The following is a 12,598-nucleotide window of genomic DNA, read 5'->3' on the forward strand; positions in this document are numbered from 1 at the left end:
GTTCATCCTGAGCGCCCGCCAGGGCAGTCGAAGGGCTCGGGGATGCGGATGATTCAGATTTCGCGCAATTTGCTCTAAGGCCCGGCGGCTCCGGCCCGCTCCCCCACCCAACCTCCCGATATCCTATCCTGTGGGGAGGTTGGGTGGGGGAGCGGGCCGGAGCCGCGTCCCTCAAACCAGCTGCGTGTCGATCGGCAGCCCGTTCTTCAATGTCAGCGTCACCGGCGTGCGTTCGGCGATGTCGGCGAGGCGTGCCTGCTGGTCGGCGTCGAGCCCGGCGATCGTCAGCGTCCGCTCGATCCGCATCGCCTCGCGCCTGCCCGTCAGGCGCAGGCCGACCTCGACCGATTCGAGCGGCCAGTCCTTGCGATCGGCATACATGCGCAGCGTGATCGCGGTGCAGGCGCCGAGGCTCGCGAGCAGCAGGTCATAGGGGGCGGGCCCCGCGTTCTGCCCGCCGAGCCCCGGACCTTCGTCGGCGACGAGGCTATGACCGCCGACGGCGATCTCGGTGCGATAATGATCCTTGCCGATCCGCGCGGTGCCGTGGGCCATCTCGGGTCTCCTGCAAATTTCCTCGACCGGCGGCTATCCGGCCGGGGGTTTCTTCACCAGCCCCGCGAGCAGCGTTTCGACCGTGTGCCGGCGATAGCGGTCGTGGAGATCGTCGTCGGCGTGCGGCTTGCCCTCGAACACCACCTGCAAGGTCAGCCGGTTCGAATAGAGGCCGTCGGCGGCGCCCATCGCGTTGAAATAGAAGAGCTTGGGATCGACGTCGCGAAATTCGCCCGCGGCGATGCCTTCCTCGATGATTCGCGCCTGTGCGCCGGCGATCTTCTTCAAAAGCTCGTCGCCGATGTGGCGCACGCGCTCGGGCTCGGCGTCGCGGACCATATGCTGGATCAGCCGGTTGAGATAGGGGGTGCGATAATAGGTATCGACGATGCCCTCGAGGTGGATGCGCATCCGCGTCGTCGCGCTGACCTTCAGGCGAAGGAGCGCGTCGAGCTGGCGAATCGCGCGCAGCACGTCGCGATCGAGCAGCGCCGCGAGCATCCCCTCCTTGTCGCCGAAATAATAGCGGATCATGCCATGGTTCACGCCGGCGCGCGCGGCGATGTCGACGATGCCCACGTCGATCCTGTCCTGCTCGCGCATCAGGGCGCTCGCGGCGTCGAGCAGCGCCTCGCGGATCGAGCCGCGCGTCCGGCCTTCCACTTTTTCGCTTCGCGTCGCCATCGTCGCTCCTCGGCCCCCGACAGACCATCCCCGGGCGCAAATTGCAACGCTGTTGCCGATCGCCGCCCTGGCGATCGCGTCCGACTGCGGCACCGGCCCGTGGGATGGAGGGGGGAGCGGGCCGGTGCCGCCTCCGCTTCGGCGGAGAAACCCTCGAACTATTCGCTAGAGCCTGATGACATCTCATGTCATCAGGCTCTAATGTGCCGCCCCCATCGACACGCGCGCCGGGCGCGGCGCGAACCAGACGGCGGCCGCGGCGATGACGAAGATGATCCCCGTCGCGATATAGATGTGCAGCACGCCGAGCGTCATCGCCTGCACCTCGACCATGCGGTCGAGCGCAGCGCGCGCCTGTTCCATCGACAATCCCGCGCCCTGCAGCCGGTCGACCGCGCGGCCGGGATCGTTGAGCGTCGAGACGAGTTCGGAGCGCGAGGTGCGCCCGGCATCGTCCCACGCGGTCGTCGCGATTGCCGTACCGATCGCGCCGCTCAGGGTGCGCAGGAAGTTCATCAGCCCCGCGGCCGATGTCTGCTTGTCCTCGGGAACGCTCGAGATCGCGAGCGCGGTCAGCCCGACGAAGAAGAAGGGCATCCCCATGCCTTGCAGGATGTGCGGGATCGCGAGCGTCCAATAATCGACGTCGGCGTTCCAGCTCGCGCGCACCACCGCCATGACCGCCATCCAGATGATCCCGGCGCTGATCGAGATGCGGATGTCGATCTTGCCGACGAGCGCCGCGGCGACGGGGGAGAGGATCACCGCGAAGCAGCCGAGCCACGCGACGACGAAGCCCGTCTCGGTCGCGGTATAGCCTGCGACCTGTTGCAGCCACAGCGGCGTGAGCACGACCTGCGCAAAAAATGCGCCGAAGCCGAGCGATAGCGCCGCGGTGCCGAAGCTGAAGCCGCGGAAACGGAATACGCGCAGGTCAACGACCGGATTGGCGTCGGTGAGTTCCCAGATCAGGAAGGCGACGAAGCCGATCGCGGCGATGATTGCGAGCGCCACGATCCACGCCGAACCGAACCAGTCGTGCTCGCGCCCGGTGTCGAGCATGATCTGGAAAGCGCCGACCGAGACGACGAGCAGGACGAGCCCGACGACGTCGATTCCCGCTTTCCGGCGCGGCGTTTCGAAGCCGCCGAGCAGGCTGCCGACGCCGAAGGCGCAGATCGCAACGACGGGCAGGTTGATGAAGAAGATCCACGGCCAGCTCCAATTGTCGCTGATCGTGCCGCCGAGGATCGGCCCGAGGATCGGCGCCGTCGTCGTCGTCATCGCCCAGATCGCGAGTCCCATCCCCGCCTTTTCCCTGGGAAAGATGCGCAGGAGCAGAATCTGCGTCAGCGGCATCAGCGGTCCGCCCGACAGCCCCTGCAGCACGCGGAACAGGATCAGCGCGTCGAGCGTGCGCGAAATGCCGCAGAGGAAGGAGAAGATGCCGAAGCCGGTGATCGAGATCAGAAACCAGCGCACCGTGCCGAAGCGCGAGGCGAGCCAGCCGGTGAGCGGCACGCTGATCGCGTCGGCGACCGCATAGCTGGTGATCACCCATGTTCCCTGCGTCGGCGACACCGCGAGCCCGCCCGCAATATGCGGCACCGACACATTGGCGATCGTCATGTCGAGCACGACGACGAAATTGGCGAGCGCGAGCGCGAAGGCGGCGACGATCAGCCGCATCCCGCTCAGCGGCTGCGGCTCGGATCTTGTGCCGTTCGCGGCGGGGGCGGCGGAGGCCATCGCTGCCTACTTCCCGCGCGTGTCGATCGTCGCTTCCATCGACAGCCCGACGCGCAGCGGATGCTCCTTGAGCTCCTTGGGGTCGAGCGCGATGCGCACGGGCAGGCGCTGGACGACCTTCACCCAATTGCCCGTCGCATTCTGCGCCGGGATCAGCGAGAAGGCAGCGCCGGTGCCGCCGGCGATGCCGACGACCTTGCCGTGATAAACGACGTCGCCGCCATAATAATCCGACGTGAGTTCGACCGGCTGGCCGGTGCGGATCTTGCCGAACTGGCTTTCCTTGTAATTGGCGTCGACATAGGCGCTTTCGATCGGGACGATGATCATGATCGGCGCCCCCGCGGCGATGCGCTGGCCGACCTGCACCTGCCGGTTGGTGACGATGCCGTCGACCGGCGCGCGGATCACGGTGCGCGCAAGGTCGAGCTTCGCCTTGTCGAGCCGCGCCTGCGCCGCCGCGACGTCGGGGGCGGTGTCGATCGTTGTGCCGCGCACCACCGCCTCGGCGGCGCCGAGGTCGCCGCTCGCCGAACCGCGCGTCGCCTGGGCCGAGGTCACGCCCGCCGCGGCGAGATCGCGCGCCGCCTGCGCCTGCTTGAGCGCGGCGCGCGCTGCGGTCAGCTCTTCGCCCGACACCGCGCCGGTGCCCGCGATGCTTTCGCGCCGCTGAAGCTCGGCGCGCGCACGCTCGACGGTAGCCTCGGCGTCGCGCAGCCGCGCCCGCGCCTGCGCGATCTCGGCGGCGCGCGCCTGGACGCGTGCTCTTGCTGCATCGGCGGTGGCGTCGGCCTGGCCATAGCGCTGGCGCGCCTGACGGAGCGCCGCTTCGGCGTCGGCAACCGCGATGCGCTGGTCGGCGTCGTCGAGGACGACGAGGATGTCGCCCTTCTTCACCGCCTGCGTGCCGCTTACGCGCACTTCCTCGACCGGTCCCGACACGAGCGCGGTGACGGTCGCGCTGTCGGCGCCGACATAGGCGTTGTCGGTCGACACGCGCCCCGCCTGGGTGATGAAATACCAGAGCCCCCACAGCACCGCGATCGTCACCACGACAAGCGCGAGGATGCGCAGCAGCCGCCTGCGCTTCGCGAGGCGCCCGGCCTTTGCCGCCGTGCTCTCGGCGCTGTCGGCTTCGGGTGCGGCGGGCGTTGCGGTTTCGGATTTGACCGTGCCTGCGTCGGCCATCATTCTTCTCCTTCCGCCCGATAACCGCCGCCAAGCGCGCGGATCAGGGCAATGTCGAGCGATCGCTCGCGCGCCTCGAGGTCGGCGACGGCGCGGCTCAGCACGACCATCGTGTCCTCGGCGGTCAGCTGCACGAGCTGGTTCGAAAGGCCGGCGCGATAGCGCAGCCCGGCGAGGTGCGCGGCTTCGGTCGCCGCCGCGAGCGCGGCGCGGCGCTGTTCGAGCTGGCGTGCCGTCGCGGTGCGGCTGCGCGCGATGTCGGCGACATCGCGCAGCGCGTCGATCAGCGTACGGTCGTACTGGGCGACCGCCGCGTCATAGTCGGCGCGCGCGCCGCGATAGCGGCCCTCGATGCGCCCGCCTTCGAAGATCGGCAGGCTGATCGCGGCGCCGCCATTGCCATAGAGCGAGTCGCCCTCGAACAGGTTCGACAGGCCGAGCGACTGGAAGCCGACGAGCGCCGACAGGCTGATGTTCGGATAATAGTCGGCGCGCGCGACGTCGATCCGCTTCGCCGCGGCCTCGGCGCGCAGCCGCGCCGCGACGATATCGGGGCGGCGGCCGATCAGCGCGATGCCGGCGTCGGCGGGGAGGCCGAGCGGCGGCGCACCGAGCGCCGGGCGCGCGATCGCGTCGCCGCGGTCGGGGCCGGCGCCGATCAGCGCGGCGAGCCGGTGGCGGGTCAGCGCGATCGCTTCCTCGGCCGCGGTGATGTCGGCGCGTGCGCCCTCGGCGCGGCTTTCGTTGCCCTTTGCGCTCACCTGATTGTCGAGGCCGGCGCTCGCGCGGTCGGCGGACAGTTTCGCGCTCGCGCCGCGCACGCGCAGTGCTTCGTTGGCGACGTCGAGCGCTTCATATTGGCCGGCGAGGTCGGCATAGGCGGCGGCGATGCCGGTCGTCAGCATCAGCCGCGCCTGCGCTTCGTCGACGCGCGCCGCCTCGGCCTCCGACGTCGCCGCGGCGAGCGCGGCGCGGTTCTTGCCCCACAGGTCGAGGTCGAAGGCGAAGGTTCCGGCGACATGGCCGGTGTCCTGAATGCCGTCGGGAACGAAGTCGGGCGGGATACCCATAGTCTTGCTCTGCTGGACGCCGCCCGCGCTCGCTTCGGCGCCGACGCGCGGCAGCAGCGCGGCGCCCGCCTGCTGCGCGAGCGCATCGGCGGCGCGGACGCGCGCGGCGGCGGCGGCGAGGTCGGGCGACCCGGCGAGGCCTTCGGCGATCAGTGCATCGAGCTGCGGGTCGCCCCACGCCCGCCACCAGCCCTCGACGGGCCAGGCGCCGGGGTCGCCGGCGAGGCTCGCGCTCGACGCAAGGCTCTGCGGTGCGGCCGGTGCCGGTTTCGGTCCGAGGTCGGGCGCGGCGCAGCCCGCGAGCAGGCCCAGAAGGGCGGTTGTCGTAAAAATGAAACGGGGCATGGCATCCAACGATACTACCTGGTATCATGCGCCCAATAGCGATGGGAATCGGATTGTCAATCGAAATGATACCAGCCGGTACAGAATCAATCGATGCCGCGAGCGAAAAGCGGCGCAAGGCGTTCGTCGATGCGGCGCGCGAGGCTTTTTTCGCCAACGGCTATGCGGGGACGACGATGTCGTCGATCGCCAGCAAGGTCGGCGGGTCGAAGACGACGCTCTGGTCCTATTTCCCATCGAAGGAAGCGCTGTTCGAGGCGGTGGTCGACGATATCGTCGAACATTATGGCACCGCGCTGCAGACCGAGCTGCCGCTCGACGAAGATGTCCTCGCGGTGCTGCGCCGCTTCGCAATCACCTTGATCGGAACGCTGACGTCCGACCCGCTGCTGTCGCTCTATCGGCTCGTCGTCGGCGAGGCGCGGCGCTTTCCGCATCTCGCCGAAACCTTTTACGAACGCGGGCCGCGGCGCGGCAAGGCGCGGCTCGCGGTGTGGATGGGCGAAAAAATGGCGCGCGGCGAGCTGCGCCGCGGCGATCCGCTGCAGGCGGTCTATCATCTGTCGGGCCTCTGCCAGTCGGGCCTCTATCAGTTCACCGTGCTCAATCTTCCCGAAGCGCGCCGGGCGAGCCGGGCGCGGCTGGAGGCAGAGATCGACGCCGCGCTCGATACTTTCTATCGCGCATGGGGACCGGGGCGCTGATCAGCCGCCGCCGAGCGCCGCGAGATCGTCGGGGGTATTGAGGTTGGCGAGCGGCGCGCCGGCGTCGAGGCTTTCGACGCCCGCTGCGGCGGCCCAGCGCCGCACCGCGCGGTCGCCGTCCGTTTCGAGATGGCGCAGCAGCGGTTCGGCAAGCGTCGCCGGCCAGCAGCCGACCACCGGCGCCTGGGCCAGAAAGCGTCCGGTGCCCGGGGCGATCAGTGCCGCGATCAGCGCTTCGTCGATCATCGGCATATCGCAGCCGATCGTCAGCACCTGCTGATGGCCGTTTGCCGCCGCATGTTCGAGCGCGGCGCACAGCCCGCCGAGCGGTCCCAGTCCCGCGCGCGGCCGATCGGCCAGGCAGGGGAGAGCGAGCGGTGCGCTGTCGCGGCCGCACACGACGACGGCTTGGCTATGGCGCGAAAGGATGTCGGCGGCGTGCGCGATCAGCGGGCGCCCCCGCCACAAGGCGAGCGCCTTGTCGCTGCCAAAGCGCTCCGCGCGCCCGCCCGCCAGCACTGCCCCGAGCCGCGTCACGAATAGCGTCCCGGATATGGACAAAATAAATCGAGGATGACGCAGCGGCGACTCGACAAGCTCCCAACGCGCGCCATCCCGCGCTTTATCGCGCACAGGCCTCGGCCCGTCGTGTTCGTCACCCTGCGGATGGTCCCCTCCGTAACTTGATTTCGAATCGCTATGCTCTATGCCGTCCCGGTGCAAGGCGACCCTGACAATTATCTCAGTCTCCTCTCGGCCGCGCAAATCGAAACGCTGCGGCATGTTTTCGAGCACAAAAATTCCAAGGAAATCGCCCGCCTGATGAACGTCTCGCCGCACACCGTCGACGAGCGCGTGCGGCGCGCGCTGAAAAAACTGAACGTTTCGAACCGAATCGACGCCGCAAAGATCCTCGCGAGTAACGGTGTCTTCGAACATGTTACTCCCTATCAATCTTTGACATATCAACTAGCCGAGCTAGGCGACGCGCCGCGCGCCGACGAAGCGGAAGCGGGGCGTGGTTCGTTGCGGCAGATCCTCAATATTGGACTGCCCTTTCCAACCGCATCCCAGCCGACGAACCGGCACGGGTTGATGGAAAGGATTGTCTGGCCGATCCTGATCGCATTCGCGACGATTTTGGCCTTTTCCGCCCTCTATTCGATCCTTGTCGGACTGGGTCGTGTTTTGACCTGATGTTCGAGTCGAATGCTGCGGGGGGGTCCGTCAGCATTCCTTATTCAAGGACCAGAAAAATGCTGAACGAACGAGTTTCCGCGGCAAGGAAGATCGCGAGCGATTTGCACCAGGCCGAAGATGCCATCGACGAAGCGATGATCCGCATCGCCAACCTTGCCGCGACGCTGCCGATGGCGCGCCGCGACACCAACATGTCGGCGATCGTCGGCCAGGAAGCGATGGCGAAGATCGCCAACGCGCTCGCGGCGACCGGCGAAGTGCGCCAGCTGCTCACCGACGCGCATCTCGCGCTCACCGTGACCCAGAAGCAGGTCGGACTCGGTGCCCGCATGTTCGGCGCCGGCGTCAAGCCGCCGTCGGCGGGTCTCGCGGACGACGGCAGCAACGATCGCGGCGAAGTCATCGCGCTCGCCCGGGCGTCGTAAGCGAAGGCGAGACATATTTTGTGGACCGTGGCGACCTATTATGCCGTGCTGCTCCTGACGGTGGGGGTCGCGCTCGCGCGCGGCGGCCCGCTCGAAAAATGGGCGGCGCTCACGGCATTGGTCGCCTCGGTCTCTACCACCATCGTCTCTCCGGCGCCGCAATGGACGCATGTTGAGGTCAATATCTTCGCGATCGACCTGATCGCGCTCGCCAGCTTCTGGCTGATCGCGCTGAAGACGCGCCGCTTCTGGCCCTATTGGATCACGGGCTGGCAGTTGATCGCGATTTTCGGCCATCTGCAGAAGTTGATGTTCGTCGAGATATTGGCGCGGCCCTATGCGCTGCTCTCCATGTATATTTCCTATCCGATCCTGTTTGTCATTTTATACGCATCGGGATCGAGCGGTCGAAGGAGTGACGCCAGGGCGTGATGCGGGTCGCGCGCGAGGGTCACCAAATGCAGCAGTTCACGAATCAAGATATTGCCGACATCAAGTCGCGGATCGACCAGATACAGAATATGCTGGGCGGACGCGGCGAAGAGGCGGTGCCGGGCGCCGACGAGCGGCCGGTGACGCTGGTCGACCAGATCACCTTCGGCATCCAGATGCGACGCATGCGCCGAAGCCATTTCGGCACGGCGCAGCTGTCGGGGCCGAGCTGGGACATGATGCTCGACCTGATGCTTGCGCGAATCCACGGCCGCCAGTTGAGCGCCAGCGACCTTGCGACCGGCGCCGGGGTTCCGCTGTCGTCGGGGCTGCGCATGATCGCGGCGCTCGAGCAACAGGGGTTGCTCGTGCGGATGATCGACGAAAAGGATCGCCGGCGTTCGCTCGTCCACCTGACCGACGCGGGGACGGAGCAGATGGAAAGCTATTTCGAAAAGGTCGGTCGCGCGTGGGACGACCGGCGCCGCCGCGCTGCGTGACCTTTGCTGCCGGGGCGCCCGGGGCGCGGGTGTCCCGGTTCCGGCCGCCGCCTGCTATTCGGTCATGCCGCGCATCATCGCCTCGATCCGCGCCATCGCATCGCGCTTGATCTGGCACACCCGCGCCGCGCTGACGTCGAGCGTCAGCCCGATCTCCTGCAGGTTGAGTTCCTCGAAGAAATAGAGCTGGAGGACGAGCTGCTCGCGTTCGGGGAGCCGCGACACACAGGCTTCGAGCGCTTTCAGCATGTCGGCCTGCTCGCACGCCGCGTCGGCGCTGCCCGCATCGTCGGCGACGAGGAAGGTGCCGGCGTCGAGCATCTCGTCGAGCGAGGTCGAGCGGCCGTGCGTCGCGCTCTTTTCGAGCGCATGATATTCCTCGGCGCTCATCTCGAACGCCGCCGCCATCTCGGCGCTCGTCGGCGCGCGCATCAGATGCTGTTCGAGCGCGGCGCGCACCGACTGGATGCGCTTGCCCGCGATCATCGCCGAGCGCCCGACGTCGGCTTCGCGCCGCAACTGGTCGATCATCGCGCCGCGGATGCGCGTCGAGGCATAGGTGGCGAAGGCATAGCCGCGCTCCTCATAGTGGCGGCTCGCCTCGATCAGCGCGATCAGCCCGGTCTGGATCAGATCGTCGAGCTCGCTCGTGCGCGACACGCGCGAAAACACCTGCCACGCGATCTTGCGCACCAGCGGCGCATATTCGTCGACCAGCGCCTCGACGCTCTCGCCATAGAAATGGCGCGGCGCGGGGTGCGGCGCGGAAAGGCCCGCGCCGAATTGTTCGGCCCGCTCAGCTCTCATGCGGTTCATCCTTCATCTGGTCGGCGGCAGCGGCGGTCAGGCGCGCGGGTTCGGCGCCGATCGTCGCGACGATTTCGGTCGCCTTGGTCGGCGGGATCTCGAGGTAGGAAATCACCGCGACGTCGGGGAAGGTCGCGCGCACCAGCCGCGACAGCGGCGAGCGGCACAGCGGCGAGGCGACGAGCGCGAAGCTGCGCGTCTGGAGCAGCAGCGGCTCGACCGCCTCGCCGATCTGTTCGACGATCTTCATCGCCATGCCATGCTCGAACGGCCATTCGGCACCGGGATTGGCGCGCACCGCCTGGTTGAGCAGCATCTCGATCTCGGGGCTGAAGGTGACGACGGGCAGCGGCATCCGGCTCGGCACGATCGTCTGAACGATCAGCGCCCCGATGCGCTGGCGCACCGCCTCGACGAGCTCGATGTCGCCGAGCTGCTGGCCGGTGAGCGCGACCATCGCCTCGGCGATCTTGCGGAAATCGCGCAGCGGCACGCGTTCTTCGAGCAGCGCCTTGCACAGCGCGGCGACGCGCGGCAGCGCATAGCCCTGCGGGCTGAGGTTCGCCGCAAGCTGCGGATAATGCTGCTTCAGATGGTCGATCAGCGCCTGCGCGTCGTCGAGCCCGAACAGCTCGGAGGCAGAGGCGATGATGCTGTTGTTGAGGTGCGTCGCAACCACCGTGGCGGGATCGACGACGGTATAGCCCGCCGCGATCGCATCGTTCTGCGAAGCCTTCGGAATCCACAGCGCGTCGAGCCCGAAGGTCGGATCCTTGCACGGGCGGCCGGTCACCTTGGTCACCAGATCGCCCGAATCGAGCGCGAGCATCTCGTTCGGATAGACCTCGTCCTCGCCGACGATCACGCCGGCGACCGAGATGCGATAGGCGTTGCCGGGCAGCGAGAGGTCGTCGGCGACCTTCACCGCCGGGATGACGAAGCCCAGTTCCTTCGACAATTGCTTGCGAATGCCGGTGATGCGGCCCATCAGCGGCGCGCCCTTGCGCTCGTCGACCATCGCGACGAGCGCATAGCCGACCTCGAGCTGGCAGGCGCTCGCCTCGCTGACGTCGGCCCACGCGATATGGTGCGGGTCGGCGGCGGGCTCGGCGGCTTCGGGCGCGGCGGCGGCATTGTCGGCGGCGCGCTTCATCTGCCAGCCCATCGCAAAGGCGAGCGCCGAGGCGGGCAGGATCAGCATCTGCGGCATCGCGGGGACGAGCCCGAGCACGAACAATATGCCGCCCACCGCCATCCACACGTGCGGCGAGGAGAATTGGCTGCCGATCTGGCCCGACAGGTCGAACGGCGAAGAGACGCGGGTGACGATCGCCGCGGCGGCGATCGACAGCAGCAGCGCGGGGATCTGCGCGACGAGCGCGTCGCCGATCGCCAGCGTGACATAGGTGGCGCCGGCTTCGGAAAAGCTGAGCCCGTGGCTCGCCATGCCGAGGATCAGTCCGCCGACGATGTTGACGAACAGGATGAGCAGGCCCGCGACCGCGTCGCCTTTCACGAATTTCGAAGCACCGTCCATCGAGCCGTAGAAATCGGCCTCGGTCGCGACCTCCTGGCGGCGCGCCTTCGCTTCCTCGGGCGAGAGCAGCCCGGCATTGAGGTCGGCGTCGATCGCCATCTGCTTGCCCGGCAGCGCGTCGAGGGTGAAGCGCGCCGACACTTCGGAGACGCGCCCCGCGCCCTTGGTGATCACGACGAGGTTGATGATCAGCAGCACGCCGAACACGAACAGGCCGACGATATAGTCGCCGCCGATCAGCACCTGGCCAAAGGCTTCGATGACATGGCCCGCCGCGTGCGTGCCTTCGTGCCCATGAACGAGAACGACGCGCGTCGAGGCGACGTTGAGCGCGAGGCGGAGCAGGGTCGCGAGCAGCAGCACGGTCGGAAAGGCCGAGAAGTCGAGCGGTTTCGACGCCGACAGCGCGACCATCAGGATCGCGAGGCTGATCATGATGTTCGCGATGAAGCTGATGTCGAGGATCGTCGGCGAAACCGGGATCACCATCAGCGCGACGAGGACGAGCATCCCTGCGGGGAGCGCGGCGGTCGCGGCGACGCGGCCGGCCTTTGCGGGGTCGAAGGCGGCGGCGCTCATGCGCCGCCTCCCATCGCGGCGAGGCGGCGATAGGCGCTCGCGGCGAAGTCCGTCGACAGCGTCTTGGGCATGGGCTGAATGTCCATCATCTGAAGCGGCGGGCGGCTGCCGCCGGCGGCGCTCGCGATGCTGCCCGACTGGACGTGCCAGCGGGTTGCGCGAGCCGGGGTGAAATCCTGGGGACCGCCGCCCTCCGCGAGCTTGGCGGCGAAGAGCGCGCGAATCTCCGACAGGCTGCGCATACTGCCGTCGCCGGTATAGAAGATCGGGCGATTGGCCGCCGCCGCTTCGGGCAGCATCGTTGCGCCCGGCTGGTCGGGATTTGCCTCGAGCCCGGAGAGAAAGTGCGTCGCGCCGGCGGCGCCGAGGAAATGGGCGAGATAGAGGTCGACCGATTCCATCGGCCGGCCGAAGCGGCTTTCGAGCTCGGCGCGATTGTCGGCGGTGAGCGCGGCGGCCATCGCCGACGATGCGGCGGGATCGTCGCGCAGCGCGAGGATGCGCTCGCGCAGCGCCGGGTCGGCGACCGACAGCCGTCCGCTGGCGTCGCGGCCGATCGCGTCGGCGGCCCAGCCGAGCCCGTGGCTCGCGCCGTGGCGGTCGAGTGTCGCGAGCCAGGTCTGCCGGGTGAATTGATAGAGGCCGCGCGCCGAAGAGGTCGGCGCCTGCGCGGTCGGGTTGAAGCGGCTCTCGACGCGCGCGACGTCGACCAGATAGTCGAAATCAATCCCCGTGCGCGCCGACGCCGACTGCACCGCATCCCTTACGGGAACGGCGAGGCCGGCCTGGGTCAGTCGAGGGTCGATCGGTGTCATCTGGGGTT

General features: G+C 68.1%; 14 protein-coding genes. 5 read left to right on the plus strand and 9 right to left on the minus strand.

What is annotated here, in order from left to right; all coding sequences use genetic code 11:
- Positions 1 to 171: 171 nt before the first annotated feature.
- The 5 genes from KNJ79_RS00990 to KNJ79_RS01010 all read right to left on the minus strand — a co-directional run bounded on the left by KNJ79_RS00990 (position 172) and on the right by KNJ79_RS01010 (position 5,591).
- On the minus strand, positions 172 to 555 hold the full coding sequence (locus tag KNJ79_RS00990; RefSeq protein ID WP_317152445.1) for an OsmC family protein: 384 nt from the start codon (positions 553 to 555) through the stop codon (positions 172 to 174).
- A gap of 33 nt (positions 556 to 588) precedes the next feature.
- Entirely contained in the window at positions 589 to 1,239 is a 651-nt protein-coding gene (locus KNJ79_RS00995) for a TetR family transcriptional regulator (protein ID WP_317152446.1), read from the minus strand.
- Between the two features lie 198 nt (positions 1,240 to 1,437).
- Positions 1,438 to 2,988: a DHA2 family efflux MFS transporter permease subunit gene (locus KNJ79_RS01000; protein WP_317152447.1), complete on the minus strand. Its 1,551-nt coding sequence runs from the start codon at positions 2,986 to 2,988 to the stop codon at positions 1,438 to 1,440.
- Between the two features lie 6 nt (positions 2,989 to 2,994).
- Positions 2,995 to 4,179: an HlyD family secretion protein gene (locus KNJ79_RS01005; protein WP_317152448.1), complete on the minus strand. Its 1,185-nt coding sequence runs from the start codon at positions 4,177 to 4,179 to the stop codon at positions 2,995 to 2,997.
- Positions 4,176 to 5,591: an efflux transporter outer membrane subunit gene (locus KNJ79_RS01010; RefSeq protein WP_317152449.1), complete on the minus strand. Its 1,416-nt coding sequence runs from the start codon at positions 5,589 to 5,591 to the stop codon at positions 4,176 to 4,178. Before KNJ79_RS01010 ends, KNJ79_RS01005 begins: the two co-directional genes overlap by 4 nt.
- Positions 5,592 to 5,656: 65 nt before the next feature.
- Here KNJ79_RS01010 and KNJ79_RS01015 point away from each other — a divergent pair, with 65 nt between their 5' ends.
- A complete protein-coding gene (locus KNJ79_RS01015; RefSeq protein ID WP_317152450.1) occupies positions 5,657 to 6,295 on the plus strand; it encodes a TetR/AcrR family transcriptional regulator in 639 nt (212 codons plus the stop codon).
- Here KNJ79_RS01015 and mobA read toward each other — a convergent pair whose 3' ends face one another.
- Positions 6,296 to 6,856 carry a molybdenum cofactor guanylyltransferase gene (gene mobA, locus KNJ79_RS01020; RefSeq protein WP_317152451.1) on the minus strand — a complete coding sequence of 187 codons (561 nt, stop codon included), beginning with the start codon at positions 6,854 to 6,856 and terminating at the stop codon, positions 6,296 to 6,298. It abuts the gene before it with no gap.
- A gap of 138 nt (positions 6,857 to 6,994) precedes the next feature.
- On the opposite strand from mobA, the gene KNJ79_RS01025 reads away from it, so the two are divergent.
- Genes KNJ79_RS01025 through KNJ79_RS01040 form a run of 4 tightly spaced genes read left to right on the plus strand, consistent with a single transcriptional unit; the run spans position 6,995 to position 8,852 of the window.
- Positions 6,995 to 7,492: a response regulator transcription factor gene (locus KNJ79_RS01025; RefSeq protein ID WP_317152452.1), complete on the plus strand. Its 498-nt coding sequence runs from the start codon at positions 6,995 to 6,997 to the stop codon at positions 7,490 to 7,492.
- A 59-nt stretch (positions 7,493 to 7,551) separates the two neighbouring features.
- The gene (locus KNJ79_RS01030; protein ID WP_317152453.1) at positions 7,552 to 7,920 is read left to right on the plus strand and encodes a hypothetical protein; all 369 of its coding nucleotides are present in this window, start codon (positions 7,552 to 7,554) and stop codon (positions 7,918 to 7,920) included.
- 27 nt (positions 7,921 to 7,947) lie between these two features.
- Positions 7,948 to 8,352 (plus strand): hypothetical protein, encoded by a 405-nt coding sequence (locus KNJ79_RS01035; RefSeq protein ID WP_317153968.1) that lies wholly within the window; start codon positions 7,948 to 7,950, stop codon positions 8,350 to 8,352.
- Positions 8,353 to 8,378: 26 nt separating this feature from the next.
- Positions 8,379 to 8,852 carry a MarR family winged helix-turn-helix transcriptional regulator gene (locus tag KNJ79_RS01040; RefSeq protein WP_089216661.1) on the plus strand — a complete coding sequence of 158 codons (474 nt, stop codon included), beginning with the start codon at positions 8,379 to 8,381 and terminating at the stop codon, positions 8,850 to 8,852.
- Positions 8,853 to 8,906: 54 nt separating this feature from the next.
- Here KNJ79_RS01040 and KNJ79_RS01045 read toward each other — a convergent pair whose 3' ends face one another.
- From KNJ79_RS01045 to KNJ79_RS01055, 3 genes are read right to left on the minus strand one after another with little or no spacing between them, the layout of a single operon-like run.
- Positions 8,907 to 9,659 (minus strand): sigma-70 family RNA polymerase sigma factor, encoded by a 753-nt coding sequence (locus KNJ79_RS01045; RefSeq protein ID WP_089216662.1) that lies wholly within the window; start codon positions 9,657 to 9,659, stop codon positions 8,907 to 8,909.
- Positions 9,649 to 11,775 carry a flagellar biosynthesis protein FlhA gene (flhA, locus tag KNJ79_RS01050; RefSeq protein ID WP_394357141.1) on the minus strand — a complete coding sequence of 709 codons (2,127 nt, stop codon included), beginning with the start codon at positions 11,773 to 11,775 and terminating at the stop codon, positions 9,649 to 9,651. Before flhA ends, KNJ79_RS01045 begins: the two co-directional genes overlap by 11 nt.
- The gene (locus tag KNJ79_RS01055) at positions 11,772 to 12,590 is read right to left on the minus strand and encodes a transglycosylase SLT domain-containing protein (protein ID WP_317152454.1); all 819 of its coding nucleotides are present in this window, start codon (positions 12,588 to 12,590) and stop codon (positions 11,772 to 11,774) included. Before KNJ79_RS01055 ends, flhA begins: the two co-directional genes overlap by 4 nt.
- Between the last annotated feature and the right edge of the window lie 8 nt (positions 12,591 to 12,598).

Origin of the sequence: Sphingopyxis indica (assembly GCF_032879645.1) — a bacterium.
GTDB classification, from domain to species: domain Bacteria; phylum Pseudomonadota; class Alphaproteobacteria; order Sphingomonadales; family Sphingomonadaceae; genus Sphingopyxis; species Sphingopyxis indica.

What these genes read in the sequence shown, in the direction of transcription:
- KNJ79_RS00990 (WP_317152445.1), bottom strand. Translation starts at nt 555, where the DNA reads ATGGCCCACGGCACCGCGCGGATCGGCAAGGATCATTATCGCACCGAG.
- KNJ79_RS00995 (WP_317152446.1), bottom strand. Translation starts at nt 1,239, where the DNA reads ATGGCGACGCGAAGCGAAAAAGTGGAAGGCCGGACGCGCGGCTCGATC.
- KNJ79_RS01000 (WP_317152447.1), bottom strand. Translation starts at nt 2,988, where the DNA reads ATGGCCTCCGCCGCCCCCGCCGCGAACGGCACAAGATCCGAGCCGCAG.
- KNJ79_RS01005 (WP_317152448.1), bottom strand. Translation starts at nt 4,179, where the DNA reads ATGATGGCCGACGCAGGCACGGTCAAATCCGAAACCGCAACGCCCGCC.
- KNJ79_RS01010 (WP_317152449.1), bottom strand. Translation starts at nt 5,591, where the DNA reads ATGCCCCGTTTCATTTTTACGACAACCGCCCTTCTGGGCCTGCTCGCG.
- KNJ79_RS01015 (WP_317152450.1), top strand. Translation starts at nt 5,657, where the DNA reads ATGATACCAGCCGGTACAGAATCAATCGATGCCGCGAGCGAAAAGCGG.
- KNJ79_RS01025 (WP_317152452.1), top strand. Translation starts at nt 6,995, where the DNA reads ATGCTCTATGCCGTCCCGGTGCAAGGCGACCCTGACAATTATCTCAGT.
- KNJ79_RS01030 (WP_317152453.1), top strand. Translation starts at nt 7,552, where the DNA reads ATGCTGAACGAACGAGTTTCCGCGGCAAGGAAGATCGCGAGCGATTTG.
- KNJ79_RS01040 (WP_089216661.1), top strand. Translation starts at nt 8,379, where the DNA reads ATGCAGCAGTTCACGAATCAAGATATTGCCGACATCAAGTCGCGGATC.
- KNJ79_RS01045 (WP_089216662.1), bottom strand. Translation starts at nt 9,659, where the DNA reads ATGAGAGCTGAGCGGGCCGAACAATTCGGCGCGGGCCTTTCCGCGCCG.
- flhA (WP_394357141.1), bottom strand. Translation starts at nt 11,775, where the DNA reads ATGAGCGCCGCCGCCTTCGACCCCGCAAAGGCCGGCCGCGTCGCCGCG.
- KNJ79_RS01055 (WP_317152454.1), bottom strand. Translation starts at nt 12,590, where the DNA reads ATGACACCGATCGACCCTCGACTGACCCAGGCCGGCCTCGCCGTTCCC.